The sequence below is a fragment of the Shewanella kaireitica genome (genome assembly GCF_023284045.1).
Lineage (GTDB): Bacteria > Pseudomonadota > Gammaproteobacteria > Enterobacterales > Shewanellaceae > Shewanella > Shewanella kaireitica.
Genome location: NZ_JAKIKQ010000001.1, coordinates 324,060 through 342,887 on the forward strand (window position 1 = coordinate 324,060; position 18,828 = coordinate 342,887).

The window sequence follows — 18,828 nt, forward strand, 5'->3', positions numbered from 1 at the left end:
GCTTTCGATATAGAATAACTATTAACTAATACTAATTGCATTAAGTATTTGACCATTTCAGAGCCCCTCAGCCTTTTCAATTCAAAGCGCATTGGTAAAGAAATGGTATTCCCTTTTAAGCCAATGCAAAGCAGTAGTGGAAAGACTGAGGGGCTCACGTAGTGCGGCTGAGGTTAAACAAATTGGCAAAACGCTGTATGCTTCGCTATGGGATTTGGATATACGGCTAAATGGATTTAGGAGGTAGAGCGAAGCAGGATGCCAGAGCCGAGAATAACTATTAGCTCAAGCCCCAATACTTGCCTACAGCGTTTTGAATTCCCGCTGAATGGTCAAACTTTTAATGCAATTGGTATAAAACCCACTTGCTTGTCTAAAGTGATTTAAATTCCCGCTGAATGACCAACTCTTTAATGGAATTGGTATTAGTATTTTTGTTCAGGCATAAAAAAGGAGGCCAATGGCCTCCTTTATGTAAAGAACTCGCGATTCATTAGTTAGAGGGCTGTTCGACCTTAACAGCTGCTTCCGTTTCTGCTTTAGGTTGCCACCACCATTGGTAAAAACGGCTTGATACCCGCTTTATATCATCAAGAATAATATAAAGCAGTGGCACCAAGATCAGCGTTACCACTGTGGAGAACAAAATACCAAATGCCAAAGAGGCTGCCATCGGGATGACAATTTGAGCTTGTAAGCTCTTCTCTAACAAGATGGGGACTAAACCAACAAAAGTGGTAAGTGAGGTTAAGATAATTGCTCTAAAGCGATAACACCCAGAATCGACAGCCGCTTTGATGATTGAATGCCCTTCAGCACGAGCGCGGTTAACAAAATCAACCAAGATCAACGAGTCATTCACTACCACTCCAGCAAGTGCCACAATGCCACATAAGCTCAAAATACTCATGTTAAGACCCAAGATGAAGTGACCAAACAGCGCGCCAATCATACCGAATGGGATCACTGACATGATAATCAATGGCTGGCTATATGATTTTAGCGGAATAGCCATCAGTGCATAGATTGTAAATAGGGCAAAGAAGAAGCCTTGTAGCAAGCTAACAAGCGCACTTTGCTCATCCGCGCTGCCGCCATCTAATGCTGTCGATATACTTGGGTATTTCTTCGACAGCATCGGTAAGAAATCAGCTTGGATTTCTGATACTACTTTTGATGGTTCAACCTTGTTGGTGTTGGCATTGGCGGTAATTGTAATTGCGCGTCGACCATCTACCCGAGTAATTGACGAGTAAGAATCACCAAGTTCAAGCTGGGCAACATTTGCAAAAGGAACTGCAATACCCGTAGGAGTACGGATCAGCATATTCTCTAAGTGGCCAACGGTTCGGCGCTGCTCAAGAGGGTAGCGCACCATGACTTTCACTTCCTCTTTATTACGTAAGATCCGTTGTGCTTCATAGCCGTAAAAACCATATCGCACCTGACGTGCAAGATCAGATAGAGTCAATCCTAGCGCTTCGGCTTCAGGTTTGATCTTTAGTTTGATCTCTTGGCTGCCAGAAGAGAAGTTGTCGGCAATATCATAAACGCCCTCGTAGCTTCTCAGCTTCTGTTTTAGCTCCGCTGAAGCTAAAGATAGTTGTGCAAGGTTACTTGAGGTTAGTCTGAAGGAGATGTCGCCACCTGCATCATTGGTACTGGCATTAATATTGAGCTTTTTAACTGCGAGCAGTTCAGGTAGTTTTGCTCGCCATGCAGTGGCGATGGTTTCACCATCGACATCGCGTTCTTCTCCTTTGGTGAGTTCAGCAAAAATAAATGAAGAGGTACGTGAGCTCATGTTGATGAAACTATGTTTCACGACTGGGTAACCTAGCTCAGCCTCCATTTCATCATTCATGCGATACAGCGCTTCTTCAACCTCTTGCACTACTTTAAGGGTGTTTTCCTCTGAGCTGCCTTCGTCCATTTCGATATTGACCTGAATGAAATCAGATGGAATATCTGGGAAGAAAACCCAACGTACCTGACCACTGACGACCAATGCGATAGACAGGATCAGCACTCCAGTAAACACCGCGACAGTGTTATATCTTTGCTTAATGCAGCGCTCTAAAAATGCTCGGTAGTTGTTATGAATGAAGTACTGGACCTTGTCATTCAATCCTGCTTTGAGCTTGCCAAAGTAACCCAACTTAGCACGAGGCTTAGGTGGCTTCATATGAGCAAGATGCGCAGGCAGAATAAGCTTAGATTCAACCAGTGAAAATGCTAAACAGAGCACAACAACCATGCCGATAGATTTCCAGATAATCCCTTGTGGGCCAGAAACCATCAACATCGGCATAAAGGCAGCTATGGTGGTTAATACCCCAAAGGTTGCTGGCATGGCGACTTTCTTGGCGCCTCTGACTACATTATCCAGTGAGTGACCGTGCCGCTCTATTTCACTATAGGCACTCTCGCCAATGACAATGGCGTCATCCACCACGATCCCTAGCACCAGAATGAATGCAAACAGCGTAAGCAGGTTAATAGACAATGAAAAAGGCTCGATCGGCATGACTAACATCGCGCCCAAGAAACAAATAGGTAGGCCAACCATAACCCAGAATGCGAGTTTGATCTCTAGGAACAGTGCCAAAATGAAGAACACCAATAAAGCACCATAAAACATGTTGGATAACATCATGTTTAAACGGCCTTTGAGATAATGGGTTAAGTCGCCCCAGGTATCGAGTTTGGCACCTGCAGGCAGATCTGCTCGCTTGGTCTCAATATAGCTTTTGACTTGAGCAGAAATATCAAGTGCGTTTTGATCGTCAACACTGAGTATTTCGATAATTGCTGCAGGCTGGCCGTTAAAGCGGGTGTATTCAAGACGTTCTTCAAAACCATCATTGATAATCGCGACTTCTGGCAACATGACTCGGCTACCATCGGGGCGGGTACTGACGACTATTTGTGAAAAGTCTTCACCGGTGTAGGCCTGACCTTTAGTGCGCAGCAGGATATCGCCATCTTTCGCACGAATAGATCCACCCGGTAAATCAATAGAGGAGTTTTGTACCGCTGTCGCAACCTGAGAGAAGGTAAGGCCGTATTCACGCAGCTTATCTTCAGACAATTCAATGCTTATTTCATAATCGCGCACGCCAGTGACTTGGGCGCGGGTCACTGCAGGTAGAGCAGTCACTTCGTCGCGAATCGTTTTTGCTAGCTCCTTCATATCTTCAAGAGATTGATCACCATAGACGGAGATCCAAATAACATTATTTTCAGGCTTAATACGGACGATATTGGGCTTTTCGATATTCACCGGGAAGGTCGAGATGGCATCTATAGCCAGTTTAGCTTCATCGAGTATATCTTGTGGATCATGACTATCTTCAACTTCAATCCTAACAGAGCCAACCCCTTCACTCGCGACTGAGGTGACCTTCTTGATGCCATTAATATCTTGGATCGCTTCCTCGATCTTAATATTAATACCTTCTTCAATCTCCTGTGGCGCTGCTCCTGGGTAGGCGACAGAGATATTGAGGTAGTTAAGTTCAAAAGTTGGGAAGATCTCTTTATTAATAATAACCGTGCTAAATAGCCCGCCTATTAACAGCACCCACATCAATAAGTTGGCCGCGACGTTATTCTTAGCAAACCAAGCGATAATACCTTTTTCAGTGGCCATTATTGGTCACCTGCGCTAGCGAGTTGCTCTTCGGTTGTCGTTTCATCAGTATTTTCGATTGTTGAGCTGCTGTCATCACCTAAAATCTTAACTAATTGGCCATCTTCGGCATTACTGAGGTTCGTTACGGAGATGCGCTCACCACTGGCTAAACTGTCTTTGATATAGACATTTTCTAGATCCGTGCGGACAATATTAACTTCTCGTACTTCAACACTGCTTGCATCAGTGATTAAAGTGACTTTGCCATGACGTACTAAGTGGCGTGGCAGTTTTACAATTCCATCGACTGTACGGCCTTTGATGATAGCAGTGACAAAGCTGCCGTATTTAAGGGGCAGTTGTCCTTCAACCTTAGCGCTGCGAAGGTAAGGATCTTTTACCTCTGCAACCAAGTAGACCATGCGGTTTTCTGCATCTATCACACCTTCGCTGCGAATGATCTTGCCTGTCCAAGTAACCACTTTACCTGCAAGGTCGGCGCTTAAGGTTACTTCTGTGTCTGGGTTATCTACCGATTCCAAGTAGGCTAAATCATTATTTGACAGAGGTAGGCGGATCTCGGCGACACGAGTGTCGTAAAGCTCACCGAGGTTTGTACCTAAAGTGACATACTGACCTAAATCGACATTACGTGCTTTTATAATGCCATCAAAAGGAGCGCGTATTATGGTTCGTTCAAGGTTACGTTCTGCTCGCGCTAAGGCTGCTTGCTGGAATTTAACGTTGGCTTGCTCTTGCTTAAGTTGTGGTAAACGTAGGCCTAACTCTGGTGGAATACCGCCGTCATACCCTTTCCAGTCATTCTTGGCCACTTCGCCTTTCGCTTGTTCCTCTTCGAGAGCAGCTTTGGCTTGAGCGAGTGAAGCTTGCGCTTGCATTAAGTCAGCTTCGTAATCCGAGGGCTCAATGACCGCCAGTTCTTCGCCTTTTTTGACTACGCCGCCAGCAACAAACTTATTTGAAATGTTTAGCATGCGACCTTGTACTTCCGTCACTAGCTGAGTTTTATATTTCGGGCTAACAACGCCGTATGAGGGGAGGTTGAGAGAGACCGTTTGCTGTTGAACTTCCATTACGTCAACAATTGGGATCGGTGCTTCATCTGCCTTTTGCTCTGGTGCCTCTTTAGTGCTAATAAGTACTTGTGCAGCAACAATAAAGAGAATAAGAATAAATAATGGGGAAGCCCTTCGAATTATTTTTTTTATCATTATAGTTTCGCTTTTCCATGTAATGCGTTTCCTAACGGCTAAATTACCAGACTAAGCGTTGAGGTGATACGATTTTTTGTAAATAAGATGTTTCAATTTATGGCGTTAGCGATAGGATTTTAAAAGCGTGTCTAGTGCTACGGGATAAGCGATTAAGCTAACTCGCGCTGGAATGTGCTGCAGGAAACAAAAAAGGATCACCGAAGTGATCCTTTTAAAAGAGATGAGAAGTCATTCTTATACGGAGTCGTATGAAATGTTACTTCTTTTTCTTCTTGTTTTTCTTACTGAATGTCTTGCCAGTGTCTTTAACTTTCTTCTTCCCTGGAGGCTTAGCCTCTTTGTTCTTCGGGCGAAGATCTTTAACAAAGCGACGCTTAAGTGGCTGCTCTATGTAGCGTTCAATCTTACCCACTACACGAATATCATGGGCTTCGACCAAAGATATTGCGGTTCCTTTAGCGCCTGCTCGGCCGGTACGTCCGATACGATGAACATAAGTGTCAGCAGAGCGTGGCATATCGAAGTTGATCACATGAGTGATATCGTCAACATCAATACCACGGGCGGCAACATCGGTTGCTAGCAGCACATTGACTTCACCTTTAGTGAATCGACCTAGTGCCTGAAAGCGAGCTTTCTGCTCCATATCACCGCGCATAAAGCTGCAAGTGATCCCTTGCTTTTGCAATAGGCCGTCTAGGCTTGCTACTGCCTCACGTGTTTTGACAAACACGATCGCACGCTCTACTTCTTCTTGCTGCAAAATAGCGCATAGCAGGGCAAATTTATGTTCTCTATCATCAGCGATATGAATCCACTGGTGGATCTTAGCTTTTTCGCTGCGCGGAGCTTCAGCTTCGAGCTTCACTGGGTTGCTTAACAGCTGGTGAGAAAAACGACCAACGTCGCTGCCTTCAAGCGTTGCTGAGAACAGCATGGTTTGCTTACGGCCAACAGATTCGATTGCGATGGTTTCAACTACGGCAGAAAAACCCATGTCTAGCATGCGGTCAGCTTCATCGATAACGAGCACTTCAACCTCTTCCGCATTGAATAGACCTTTATCTAGGTATTCCATCAATCGGCCTGGTGTGGCAACTAAGATATCGACGTTTTTCTTTAACGCTTCTTCTTGAGGAGCGTAGGGCACGCCGCCAGTGATGATGCTGATATCCAGATCTAAATCAGTCGCCAAATGAGATGCATAGCGGTGGATTTGACTGGCAAGCTCACGAGTAGGCGTTAGCACCAATACTCGAGCTTGGCCGCCGAAGCGACGTGGGAAGTCAATAATATGCTGCAGCGCTGGTAGTAAGAAGCTCGCAGTTTTCCCCGTTCCTGTTGGTGCGCGAGCAAGAATATCTCTTTGCTCCATCGCTACAGGTATTGTTTGTTGTTGTATCGTAGTGGGCTTGTTGTGGCCCATTGCTTTCAGTGACTCTAACAAACAAGGGTCAAGCTGGAGATCTTCAAATAGCATGCGTGGCATCTCAATAAATAACAGCCGAACATTATAAAGGTTTCAACCCAGACTTGAAACGATTAGATCGCCAGATCGCTACAGCTTTAAATAAAAACTTTTGCTCAACTGTATAAAGTCATCGCTGTAGTGGCCATCGGCTTTGCGGATCACCAAGTTTGAGGCTGAATGGGTTGTTGCTTGATGGGCAAAATTTGAGTAGCTAGGTGTGAGTAGTAGTAATTGTCGATTGGGGCTTTTACCTTCAACACTGGCAACTAACACCGCATGTTGGCAGATGAGCTGGTGTTGCTCAAGCTGCTGCAACAACCGATTTGCGCCAGCAAGCGGTAAAATAAGACTCGCCTGTCCTGTTGGGCTTAATAATGAACTGATAGCCGCCAATAGCTCATCAAAACTCAAACTATCGGTATGGCGGGCTTTGGCCCTTAAAGCGCTACTCGATTGCGGGCCGTTGTCAAAATAGGGTGGGTTACAGATGATGTGGTCAAAGCTATGTTTCGTGGCTGTTGTACAAAACTGCTGAATTGAACAGGTTAACAACGTCAAGCGATCAGCCCAAGGGCTTAGGCTGAAGTTATTCTGGCAATCAAGCGCCGCATTTTCGTCAAGTTCGATGGCGGTGATATTTGCCTTGCTGCGCTGAGCGGCCATTAAACTCAGTAAACCACTACCTGCGCCGATGTCGAGAATTTCTTTGCTATTGGATAAAGGAGCCCAGGCGCCAAGGAGCACGCCATCGGTGCTGACAGGCATGCCACAGCGGCGATCATCTATATGAAATTGTTTGAAGCTAAATGGCATGGAATTTACAGGCTTTTTTACAGGTTTTGGGTCAGTGAAATTATTGTACGCTAATTCAGTGCGGTCAGTAACAGGCATATTTGCTTGCATCTCTGAAATTTTTAAACGCAGAAGGTAAGTGTTTACTCGCGATTGAGGGCTTGCTAGAGCAGCAATTGAATGTTTCTTGCTTATATGATAAATGCGCTGAATGTAAGTTATGGAACAGGTCTGTTATTCAGTTGTTATCATTTATATCGAGTATGGCGTTTATTAGGTGTCGATTCTTGTTAATTAGCTGTGACTCTGATAATAGTATGCTCCTCCTAGTAGGTTCAAAGCCTATTTTAAGGGACGGTAAACCAGTTTTATAGCAATTTCAGTGTTCATTTATTCGCTGCTGTTCATAAACTCGCCAAGCTTAGGTCGTATTTACCACTGGGTTGTGTAAACCAAATATTACACACTAGATTTTGTCATTCTAAAGTGGTGCCATTGAGGCCTGATGACATGAAATTGTTAATTATAAAAATTATTGATGGGGCATAAAGTGCAAAATAATCAAATGAGTATTGCAGATACGTTAGGGTTAGGTTTCATGACCTTCGCGTTTTTCTTAGGGGCGGGTAACCTTATTTTCCCTCCTCTTGCAGGTTTTCTTGCTGGCGAGAATATGACATTAGCTATGCTTGGCTTTCTTGTCACCGCAGTAGGCTTACCGCTGATAACTTTGATTGCTGTTGCGAAAGCAAATGGCAAGATTATGGATCTGTTGCCTCCTATCGCTGCAACCACTCTAGCAGTGGCTATTTTCATTATCATTGGCCCAGCTTTTGCTGCGCCAAGAACAGGATTGGTAGCATTTGAAGTAGGCTTTAAGCCATTTTTAGAAAATGCTGATGCGACCTTTGTGCTTGCTGGTATTACCTTCACCACGGCTCAACTTATCTATACGCTAGTCTTTTTTGGCATATCCATGGTATTTGCACTGTACCCAGGAAAGCTACTTGATAACGTAGGTAAGGTATTAACGCCTATTCTTATTTTATTGCTTGTCGGTCTTGCGGCAACGGTAATGATCCTTCCAGGTAGCCCTGTTGAAGCGGCAGTTGGCGACTACCAAACCAATCCGTTAACGAAAGGGATTTTGGAAGGCTACAACACTATGGATACCTTAGCCTCGCTCATCTTCGGTATTTTAATTATCGACATTTTACGCAAGAAAGGTATTACAGAGCCTAAAGCTCAAACTGGCTATTTAGTGAAAGCTGCGCTTATTGCTGCAGCGGGTCTAGCATTTGTTTATATCGCACTGTTTTACTTAGGTGCTACTGCAGGCGATTTAGCCGCAGGTGCTAAGAATGGTGGTGTGATTTTAACTAACTATGTCACTCATGAATTTGGTACAACAGGTTTAGTGTTATTAGCGACCGTCGTAACCTTAGCTTGTTTAACCACAGCAGTTGGCCTTATTAGTGCCTGTAGTGAGTTCTTTAATGAGCTACTACCTAAGATCTCATACCGCCGTTTTGTTGTGCTTTTAAGTGTTATTTGCGCAACGATCGCTAACGTTGGTCTTTCTCAGCTTATTAGCATCAGTATTCCAGTATTGATGACGGTTTACCCTGTTGCGATAGCGTTGGTTGCGGTAACGTTCCTAACTGAACGTTTTGCAAAACCAGAAGCCGCTCATCGAATCGTGCTTAGCGTAGCGTTGTTCTTCGGCATTATTGATGGCATCAAAGCAGCCGGTGTTGATGTGAGCATATTTAATTTTATGCCTTTGCACGCTGAAGGTATGGCTTGGTTACTTCCTACTGCGATTGCAATTGCTGCTTGTTTAATGATGAAGAAACAGCAAGCGACAGTGGCAGTTAGCTAAGCCAAATAGCTGCTATGCTCAGGTGAGATAGCTTCTGCAAGCTTGATAACATATGATAACGGCGATGAATTTATGATTCATCGCCGTTTTTATATCTGATTTAAGGAAGCCATTTTAGGTGCCTACTGAGTATATCCCTGATAGTGCAATTGATCTGTTTCTTGACCATCTATGGTCAACCAAAGGCTTGAGTGACAATACCTTAAGCGCCTACCGTACAGATCTGCGCCATTTCGACCGCCACCAACAGTTAAAAGGTTTAAAGCTAGTTGAAAGCAGTCAATTCGATGTCAGAGACTATCTTGCTGTGCGTTTTGACAAAGGCTTTGCTAAAACCAGCAGTGCACGGATGATGAGCAGTCTGCGGCGCTTCTTTGGCTATTTGGTGGTAAATAAGCAGATTAACACTGACCCGATGGCTTTACTCGAATCGCCCAAATTAGCACGAAAGTTACCTGACTCATTAAGTGAGGATGATATCGATCGGTTGTTGTCTGAGCCACAAACTGATGATCCTATTGAGTGCCGTGATAAAGCCATGCTTGAGCTGCTGTATGCTACAGGTCTGCGGGTGTCAGAGCTTGTTGGTTTAACCATGGAGCAACTTAGTTTACGGCAAGGATTAGTGCGTATCGTGGGTAAGGGCGGCAAAGAGCGTTTAGTGCCTCTTGGTGAGCTAGCGGTCAGTGAAGTTGAAAACTACCTTAAATTTGCCAGAGTGGAGTTACTTAAAGGTAAGCAAAGTGATGTGCTATTCCCTTCAAAACGCGCACAACAGATGACGCGGCAGACATTTTGGCATCGAATAAAACTCTATGCGCTGCGTGCAAATATTAGCACTGAGCTGTCCCCCCATACCTTAAGGCATGCTTTTGCTACACACCTACTTAATCATGGTGCAGATCTAAGAGTGGTGCAGCTACTTCTTGGCCACAGCGATTTATCAACCACGCAGATCTACACCCATGTTGCCACGGCCCGTTTGGCGAGTTTACACTCAGAGCATCACCCACGCGGTTAAGCCTTAATATTGACGATTCAGTTGGGAAGATGAAAATCTTTAGTGCAGAGTTCTAGCAATAACTTGATAGATTTCACGTCTGTATGATTTCGTTACAGCAAAAAGTTTGCTTTAGTTAGCATGAGACTGTAACTTTTCAGCTCCAAACTAGGTCTAATCCTTATACCCTTTAATAGACAGTAACGTAGAATAGGATATCCAATGAAGTTCACCCGAGCATTTTCTTTGATCATTGCAATGGTCATAGCCCCTGCAGCCCTTGCCGGGTCAAACACCCAAAGTGATGACACTGCGGCGATAAAACAGAAGTTGTCTGATACATTAAGCGTAGATGTGATGTCGCTGAGAGAGTCGCCAATTCCTGGTTTGTATGAAGCGTTAACCAATCGTGGTGTGCTGTATATCAGTAAAGATGGTACTAAGCTGTTGCACGGTAATCTTTATGACTTAGATAAAGGCATGAAGAACCTAACCGAAGCCGCGATGTCAGGTCCGCGTATTGACATGATGAAGCCACTTGAGAAGAACATGTTGGTTTACAAAGCCAAGAATGAAAAACATGTTGTCACTGTGTTTACTGATGTAGATTGTGGTTACTGCCGCAAGCTACATAATCAAATGGATGAATATAACGATCTGGGTATCACAGTTAGATACCTAGCATTCCCACGAGCAGGTATCCCATCAGCCAATGCTGACGAGATGGAAGCTGTTTGGTGCGCTGCAGATCCACTTAAAGCGATGACAGATGCTAAGTCAGGTAAGGCTGTAAAATTGGCTAAGTGTGATGCGAAAATTGCAGAGCAATATAACCTTGGGCAAACCTTTGGTATTAACGGAACGCCTGCAATCGTGCTTGAAGATGGCAGCTTGATCCCAGGTTACCAACCGCCTAAAGATCTATTAAGAGTGCTAGATGCTGCAGCCGCAGAGTAATTATTAATTAGTAAAAAAGGTGAGCCTCGGCTCACCTTTTTTGTGCCCGTTAAATAGAGTGAAGAGCAAGCCTTTGCTAGCAGTCTTTGCTATGCTGGCAAGACTCATTGTTTAAAGGTAGTCAGCCCTGTGATCCATAAGATAGTTCGCCGCTCAAAAGTCGATGATAGCCATTTACCTAACTCTTTATCTCCACTGTTAAAACAGATATATGCCAGCCGTGGTGTGAGTGCAAATGAATGTGAATTGAGCTTAGGTAAACTGCTTAGGCCCAATACTATGTTGGGAGTGAGTCGAGCCGCAGAAATTGTCGCTGACGCGATTGCAGCGCAAAAGTCGATTTTGATCATGGGTGACTTTGATGCCGATGGAGCTACCTCTACCAGCGTATGTATGTTGGCGCTAAAAATGATGGGCGCTAACAATATCGATTACTTGATCCCCAATCGATTTGATTATGGCTATGGACTGAGTCCCGAGATTGTCGCTGTAGCAGCGCAAAAAGGGGCTGAAGTTATTATAACTGTTGATAATGGTATCTCATCAATTGAGGGCGTCGCCGCAGCTAAAGCGCTGGGTATGACCGTTGTTATCACTGACCATCATCTGCCTGGTCAATCTATACCTGATGCAGATGCGATTGTTAATCCTAATCAGAACGGTTGTGAATTTGCCAGTAAATCTATTGCAGGGGTTGGCGTAGCGTTTTATTTAATGTCAGCACTTCGGGCAGAATTAAGGCAACGTGACTGGTATCAGCAGCAAGGTATCAATGAGCCAAATCTAGGTCACTTACTCGATATCGTAGCCTTAGGCACTGTTGCCGATGTGGTATCGCTTGATACCAATAACCGCATCTTGGTTGAAGCGGGACTGCAAAGAGTGAAGGCGGGTCGCTGCCGCGTTGGGATCACCGCGTTATTAGAAGTGGCCAAACGCACTCCATCACGTATTGTAGCCTCAGATTTTGGTTTTGCTGTTGGCCCAAGGCTAAATGCTGCAGGGCGTTTGGATGAGATGGCATTAGGTGTTGAAACACTCCTGTGTGAAGACATCATGCTAGCTCGAAGAATGGCATCTGAGCTCGACAGCTTAAATGCAGAGCGGCGCGATTTAGAAACTGAGATGCAACAGGAAGCGCTTAAGAGTCTTGAAAGTGTTGAGTTAAACGAATCCGAGCTTCCTTGGGGAATTGCACTGTTTCAAGCTGATTGGCACCAAGGGGTTATCGGCATTTTAGCCTCACGCATTAAAGATAAGTATCATCGTCCTGTTATCGCATTCGCCGATGCTGGAGATGGTCAAATAAAAGGTTCAGCTCGTTCTATCAAAGGTTTGCACATGCGCGACCTTTTAGAGCTCATCAACAGTCGCCATCCAGGGCTTATTCTTAAGTTTGGTGGTCACGCGATGGCTGCTGGCCTATCAATAAAAGCGGGGCAGTTTGCGTTGTTTGCTGATGCATACGATAAAGCAATTCGAGAAACCTTGGCACCAGAGTTACTGACTGGTGAGTTGGTTTCCGATGGAGAGCTGACGCCAGATCAATTTACTTTACCTTTAGCTGCAGAGCTTCGCGCAGCAGGCCCGTGGGGGCAAAACTTCCCTGAGCCACTGTTTGATGGTCACTTTAGGATCATCCAACAACGAATTGTTGGTGAGAAGCATTTAAAGCTAGTGTTAGAGACCGAGTGCGGCCAAGTGATGCTGGATGCTATCGCGTTTAATGTTGATCTGAAAACCTGGCCTGATGCGACCATTCAACATGCCGAGATTGTTTATAAGCTGGATGTGAACGAGTTTAGAGGTAATCAAACCTTGCAGTTGATGGTGGATCAGATAGCGCCAATGTAGTTTGGGCAGGGAAATCAGCTTTTAGTTTTTAAGATCAAAGTCTAGATCAGTTTATCAGACAGTTAGGTTTCCGCTTCAATCTAACAAGAGACCCGATAAATATTCTGCACCAGGTGCGGGGTGGTAAATAAAAATGGTAAACGCCTCGCAATATTAGCTTTTCTTCAATTGGTTATGTTGCTAGTTTCGGTTGTAAACTAATAAAGAGCAGGGGTTTTTCGAGGCGAAGGATAATAAAGCTATTAGGTGAACAAGGAAGGTTTAGATGAAATCTCAAATACTAAAATTAATGTCAATTTTACCATTGGTAGTTGCAGTTAATGCTAATGCAAATCATGCTGATGTAAAACTAACTCATTTAGAACCGGAGGAAACAGACGCTCTATGGGTTCGGGCAAAGCAGTTTACACCAAGGTACCCAATGAAGCTTGCGATGAAAGGTATTGTTGGTTGCGGTGTTTTCAAAGTCATTGTTGATGAAAGCGGTAAAACAGATAGTGTTGAGTTGGTTAGTTCAATACCCCAAAAAGTTATTTATAAACCTGCTAAAAAGGTTATAAAAAGTTGGGAGTGGAAAAATGCCTCAGGCGAGCCAAGCTTGGCTGAAGAAAAGATCATTCGTTTAGATTTTTGTATGGGTGGTAAAACTGAAGCAGAAGCTAAAGCTAGGTGTGCAGAGCAAGCAAAATTAGAGTGTAGTGCGTAAGTTCACCTAATAAGAAAACCTAGGTGACGCTTATGACGCACCTGATTTGGGCGTTATTTAGACGCTGGAGAGTTATGGGTCGTCGAAGAGAATTAGGAAGTATTGCTAGCGGTATTATTGGTTCATTCAATAGCAGAAATAATGATATTGATGGATATTGATGGATATTGATGGATATTGATGGATATTGATGGATATTGGGGGATTGGTAAGCTTTACAAGGTTGTGGCTCAGCTTGAAAGAAAGATTGTTTCAATCGATCTAAGCAACAAGGCTATGCGCCCTATATCAAACGAGTTTGGTTCAATGGTTACTTTTTACTACAATATGCTCACTCGCTTGTTGGTAAAACACGGTATTCCAGAGAAATGGGTTATCTCGGCTTATATCACTGTTGAATTTGAAGCAACGTTTGTATATGAACATCACTATTGGAGAAGCGAGCTAGGTCATCCTTGCAATCTAAAGTGTCATATCTACGATGATAAAGGTCGCAAACATATAGCGTATGCTTACAATAATTGCAGACCTCATGAACCGAGTCGAGAAAGCCAAAGCAGTAGAGTAGGCAACTTATAATCGAGTAGCGTGGGGGATCTAGCCTCCAGTTCCACAGCAGTACCTGCATATACGCTGACCGCAGGCCATTGGAACCACCTAAGCTGGAAGCTAGCTTATTTTTCTCTAAGTTGCTTAGCTCTCTATTATTTATCAAGCGTCGCTTGACCAAAGTCATGAGCTTCCAGCTCACACTCGGCCAAGAGGGGATCAACAGCAATCCCCTCTTGGATCACCCCTGCCGCCCCGACGAAGTTGTCTCCCTCGTACTTATTTGAAATCACCTAACGCTTCCGATGGGACATCCTGTCCCGCGAAAGCTATACCCACATCCGTGTGGGCACTACGATTATTTCTTCAACGTACTTCGGCAACTCCGATGGGGATTAGTGTGTTCTGTAAGTTTTTGAAACTAACTTTTGCCCCAAAATCACTTAGAGCAAATACACTTCATTTATTCGAGCGGGTGCGTTCGCCATACTTAAAGTTACCCTTGCAAGACAACTAAGCCAGTTCGACTAATAATGTTTGTTGAACGACTGAAATTCAATCTTTTGAGTAAAGCGCTAGTGTAAAAAAAGGTAATCTCGTACATTTCCTTTTGACTAGGTAGCGAGGTATGAAGAAAAACAACTTTGTATATGCTTATATAGCACATCGTCAACGAAGGTATAAGGCGGAGCCACTAGCAAAAACAGCGAGCTCATTGATAGCTCGCTGTTTTGTGCAGTACCAAGTAATAATTACTTTCTGTAGTAATCCGAAATGGCTTCCATGGCTCGATAAGAATCGGTTGCATAGCTATAGTCTGGCTTATCCCAAGTCGACAGACGAACAATAACTAAGTTGATGTCTTTATCAATGTAAACTTGTTGACCGGCATAACCTAAAGCAGAGGTGATGTGACGTTCATTATCGGTTACCCAAAACTGTGCAGAGTATGCGCCTTTTGGTAACATTCCTGTGTAATGCTCGAAGTTCTCATGGTTGCCACTGCGTACTTTTTCTACCCAGTCTGTTGAGATGATCTGCTTACCATTGAATTGACCACCGTTTGCAAGCATTTGTCCCCAGCGCCCTAAGTCTCGGAGAGTCGTACCAAAACCACCCATAACAACACATGCACCTTCACGGTCAACCATACATTGAGCATCTTCTTCTGCGCCTAATTTAGACCATACTCGTTGACTAAACAGTTCGGCACTGCCAATGCCAGAGACATTTTCCATGATTTGACCAAGCATATCGGTTTCTGAAGAACGGTAGTGGAACTTTCCATCAGTCTCCTGCATTTTATCCATAGAGTATAGGAATTCGCGATTCGTTGCTGGGTTACCTTGTGCGACATTTCTCCAACCTACAGCAGACTCATGTGCCCAAACTTCTGCATCTGGGTTATCGAATTCCTCTCGATATTGCACGTCAGAAGTCATATCCAATATTTCTTTTACCTTAACATCCTCCCAAGCGGTCCCTTTTGCTTCCGGTACATAAGTAGAAATAGTCTTTTCTACGTCAACACTGCCATCATCAACAAATGTTGAGAACAATGTAGACGTTAATGACTTGGATGCACTCATCAAGTGGTGGCGCGTATGGGGTTTCATGCCATTATGATACTCCTCAGTGACGATTTTTCCGTCTTTAAGGATGAGTAAACCATCAGTAAATGTTCGATCTAAGTGGCTGCGGAGTGATTCTGTGTCACCATTCAAATTGGTAAAAGTAATGTTATTCAAATCTTGGCGGTTATACTCAAACTGATGGGCCTCACCATCTCCTCGCCAAACTACAGCCGTAGGAAAAGCACGACTAATCTGCTGATAAACCGAGACATTGTGAGGCGAATTTTGCCAGCTTCGAGCGAAATCGCCGTAGGCACTGCCACGCAGTGATTCAGCTGTTTCAGGTAAATGTGGAAGTTGAACGGGTGATTGAGCAAAAGAGGCTGTCGCCAAAAATGAACTCAAAATGCATACTGAAACTAATGTCTTTGTGGTTAAGTTTTTCATATTGATATCCTTTACGAACCTTGTTCTCTATTTGATGAGGCTATAATATGACGTATGGTTTCCATATGCTGGAAATGAATAGCTGCTAATTTACAGGTGTTGGAATGCCCGATATAAATACCGAAGGATACGAGTTTTTTGGTGTTGATGAATATCAACTCAAAACCATGTTAATAGAAAGAATTGAGTACTTAATAGCGAATCATGGTTGGTCTAAACACCAGTTAGCACAAAAAACTCAATTACCAGTAAGCTCTTTGTATATAAAATTAGATAGAGAGTCGAAGAGCCAGTTTACATTCATTGAACTGTGTCAGATTGCTAAGACACTTGATATCAGTTTGATTCAAATGCTTCCGCTTACCCAAGAGGAAATTGAGCAAGGAGGCAAGCCCGTAGGGACTGCCACCATGTTAAAGATGTGGGATACGCTTCTATCTAGGGATCAAGCGCAATTAGAGGTGCTGTTTGAAATAGACCAGATTCTACATGCTAGAAAAGAAAGCTAGGGCACTATACTGAGGGGAAAGGGAAGAGTTTCTGATAGGTAACGTTGTATAGTTAAGCATAGAATACAGTGTATTATTAATCTCCACGATACTTGATATTCTGCCCGTTATAGCTGTTCTGCCTCGATAAGCTGGACACCAAGTTAAGTGACTTTCCATACTTATAGTTATTCACGAGTCGCTAATATTGGATCTTCCACAACTCACTTTTGTCCAAAAATGAGTTAACGACTACCATCGACTTGCAAGTATTCATCTGGATTGGGCTGTGCAAGCTTCTAAATCATGGATGATTTAGCAGAGCCTATAGGGATATATTTACGGCGGCTTGCAAAAGTTCAAGGCAGCTGAATTGCCATACCCCGCTTAACCTCAATACAGATCTTTAGACTTTTACGTTAATGTATTTCTGACCCAAATGAGCTTCAATCTCTATTGGTTAAAAACACAAAGCATTAAAAAAGCCAGTTGAATTAACAACTGGCTTTTATTTTGTCTAGCAATGCTAGACAAGTCGCTTTCGCTAAAGCAAATTACTCGCCTTGATCAACGCCTGCGCGGTTGATTAAGAACTGAGTCAATAATGGTACAGGGCGACCTGTAGAACCTTTATTGGCACCGCTGTTCCAAGCTGTACCAGCCACATCAATATGTGCCCAGTTATACTTCTTAGCAAAACGAGATAAGAAACAAGCTGCAGTAATAGAACCTGCTGGACGACCACCTAAGTTAGTCATATCAGCAAATGGGCTCTCTAAGTGCTCTTGGTACTCATCCCATAATGGCATGCGCCATGCGCGGTCACCACTTTGCTCACCAGCATTAAGTAGCTCATGTGCAAGCGGGTTATGACCAGAGAACAGCCCTGATGCGTGCTTACCCAGTGCAATAACACATGCGCCGGTTAAGGTTGCTGTATCAACCACTAATTCTGGGTCAAAGCGCTCAACGTAAGTTAATACATCACATAAAACTAAACGGCCTTCAGCATCAGTGTTTAACACTTCAACCGTTTGACCTGACATAGTGGTTAAGATGTCGCCTGGACGATATGCATTACTAGAAGGCATGTTTTCACAGCCAGCTAGTACGCCGATGACGTTGATGGGTAACTGCATGTCACACAATGCTTTCATCGCACCGATAACACCTGCTGCGCCGCCCATGTCGTATTTCATCTCATCCATGCCTTCGCCTGGCTTAAGTGAAATACCACCTGAATCGAAGGTTAGCCCTTTACCGACAAGTACAATTGGCTTCTGAGTATTATCAACTGCGCCCTTGTATTCCATGATAGTCATAACTGATTCGTTATCACTACCGCGGCCTACAGCTAGGTATGAATTCATTCCTAGTTTTTCCATCTGCTCTTCACCAACCGTTGTTACTGTGAGGTTCTCAGTATTTTCGGCGATTTGACGAGCTTGTGATGCAAGGTAAGCGGGGTTACAGATGTTTGGCGGCATGTTTGCCACGTCGCGACAAAGGTGCATACCGGCTGATACAGCCATACCATGCTCTATCGCGCGTTCGCCAACAGTTAGCTCGCGGCGAGTTGGTACGTTAAACACCAACTTACGTAGTGGACGACGAGTTTCACCTTTACGTGTCTTAAGCGCATCAAAACTGTATAAGCTGTTTTGCGTACTTTCGACCGCTTCACGTACTTTCCAGTATGTGTCACGACCTTTCACGTGTAGTTCGGTAAGAAAACAAACAGCTTCCATTGAACCTGTTTCGTTTAGAGTATTAATGGTCTTAGTGATGATTTGCTTGTATTGGCGTTCATCAAGTTCACGCTCTTTACCACAACCGACCAAAAGTACACGTTCGCTTAATACGTTAGGTACATGATGCAGTAATAACATCTGTCCTGGCTTACCTTCCAAATCGCCACGACGAAGTAGGTTACTGATGTAACCTTCACTGATCTTATCTAACTGTTCGGCGATACCGGACAAGCGTCTTGGCTCATATACACCTACGACGATACAAGCTGAGCGTTGCTTCTCTGGGCTACCGCTCTTTACGCTAAACTCCATGAGCTCTCCTAGATTCTTAAAGACAAATTTTATTATTTATTAGATAATGTCTGCTTGTGCCCAAAAAGGGCCTAAATATGGCTCACCCTAAAATAGATTTTTCAGGTGTTTTCCCTGGCCATGTTATGCAATTGTTGGTTACAAAACTACTAAAAGTAGACAGTTTACATGAAAGT

Annotated in this window: 14 protein-coding genes; 8 read left to right on the plus strand and 6 right to left on the minus strand. The window is 43.9% G+C overall.

The genetic code is table 11. The annotated features are described in order from the left end of the window. Window positions 1-493: 493 nt before the first annotated feature. From L2730_RS01310 to L2730_RS01325, 4 genes are all read right to left on the minus strand, one after another. Window positions 494-3,652: an efflux RND transporter permease subunit gene (locus tag L2730_RS01310; RefSeq protein ID WP_248972941.1), complete on the minus strand. Its 3,159-nt coding sequence runs from the start codon at window positions 3,650-3,652 to the stop codon at window positions 494-496. Further along, entirely contained in the window at window positions 3,652-4,866 is a 1,215-nt protein-coding gene (locus L2730_RS01315) for an efflux RND transporter periplasmic adaptor subunit (RefSeq protein ID WP_248972942.1), read from the minus strand. The genes L2730_RS01310 and L2730_RS01315 overlap by 1 nt, the downstream gene beginning before the upstream one ends. A gap of 259 nt (window positions 4,867-5,125) precedes the next feature. After that, window positions 5,126-6,349 (minus strand): ATP-dependent RNA helicase SrmB, encoded by a 1,224-nt coding sequence (gene srmB, locus L2730_RS01320; RefSeq protein ID WP_248972943.1) that lies wholly within the window; start codon window positions 6,347-6,349, stop codon window positions 5,126-5,128. Between the two features lie 78 nt (window positions 6,350-6,427). Further along, window positions 6,428-7,153, minus strand: a complete 726-nt coding sequence (locus L2730_RS01325) for a tRNA1(Val) (adenine(37)-N6)-methyltransferase (protein ID WP_248973169.1) — start codon at window positions 7,151-7,153, stop codon at window positions 6,428-6,430. Between the two features lie 517 nt (window positions 7,154-7,670). On the opposite strand from L2730_RS01325, the gene brnQ reads away from it, so the two are divergent. The 7 genes from brnQ to L2730_RS01355 all read left to right on the plus strand — a co-directional run bounded on the left by brnQ (window position 7,671) and on the right by L2730_RS01355 (window position 14,110). Further along, entirely contained in the window at window positions 7,671-9,014 is a 1,344-nt protein-coding gene (gene brnQ / locus L2730_RS01330) for a branched-chain amino acid transport system II carrier protein (protein WP_248972944.1), read from the plus strand. 118 nt (window positions 9,015-9,132) lie between these two features. Further along, window positions 9,133-10,035, plus strand: coding sequence for a site-specific tyrosine recombinase XerD (gene xerD, locus L2730_RS01335; protein WP_248972945.1), 903 nt, complete (start codon window positions 9,133-9,135; stop codon window positions 10,033-10,035). A 201-nt stretch (window positions 10,036-10,236) separates the two neighbouring features. Beyond that, entirely contained in the window at window positions 10,237-10,971 is a 735-nt protein-coding gene (dsbC, locus tag L2730_RS01340; RefSeq protein WP_248972946.1) for a bifunctional protein-disulfide isomerase/oxidoreductase DsbC, read from the plus strand. 129 nt (window positions 10,972-11,100) lie between these two features. Next, window positions 11,101-12,825 carry a single-stranded-DNA-specific exonuclease RecJ gene (gene recJ, locus L2730_RS01345; protein WP_248972947.1) on the plus strand — a complete coding sequence of 575 codons (1,725 nt, stop codon included), beginning with the start codon at window positions 11,101-11,103 and terminating at the stop codon, window positions 12,823-12,825. Window positions 12,826-13,090: 265 nt separating this feature from the next. After that, complete coding sequence (locus L2730_RS01350; protein WP_248972948.1) at window positions 13,091-13,531, plus strand: energy transducer TonB; 441 nt, start codon at window positions 13,091-13,093, stop codon at window positions 13,529-13,531. A gap of 32 nt (window positions 13,532-13,563) precedes the next feature. Next, window positions 13,564-13,692 (plus strand): hypothetical protein, encoded by a 129-nt coding sequence (locus tag L2730_RS21915; RefSeq protein WP_283105612.1) that lies wholly within the window; start codon window positions 13,564-13,566, stop codon window positions 13,690-13,692. A gap of 19 nt (window positions 13,693-13,711) precedes the next feature. Beyond that, a complete protein-coding gene (locus L2730_RS01355; protein ID WP_248972949.1) occupies window positions 13,712-14,110 on the plus strand; it encodes a hypothetical protein in 399 nt (132 codons plus the stop codon). Window positions 14,111-14,832: 722 nt separating this feature from the next. Here L2730_RS01355 and L2730_RS01360 read toward each other — a convergent pair. Further along, window positions 14,833-16,101, minus strand: a complete 1,269-nt coding sequence (locus L2730_RS01360) for a serine hydrolase domain-containing protein (protein WP_248972950.1) — start codon at window positions 16,099-16,101, stop codon at window positions 14,833-14,835. Window positions 16,102-16,205: 104 nt separating this feature from the next. On the opposite strand from L2730_RS01360, the gene L2730_RS01365 reads away from it, so the two are divergent. After that, window positions 16,206-16,610 carry an XRE family transcriptional regulator gene (locus tag L2730_RS01365; protein ID WP_248972951.1) on the plus strand — a complete coding sequence of 135 codons (405 nt, stop codon included), beginning with the start codon at window positions 16,206-16,208 and terminating at the stop codon, window positions 16,608-16,610. Between the two features lie 533 nt (window positions 16,611-17,143). On the opposite strand, the gene pepA is transcribed toward L2730_RS01365, so the two are convergent. Next, the gene (pepA, locus tag L2730_RS01370; RefSeq protein WP_220738404.1) at window positions 17,144-18,652 is read right to left on the minus strand and encodes a leucyl aminopeptidase; all 1,509 of its coding nucleotides are present in this window, start codon (window positions 18,650-18,652) and stop codon (window positions 17,144-17,146) included. Window positions 18,653-18,828 lie beyond the last annotated feature (176 nt).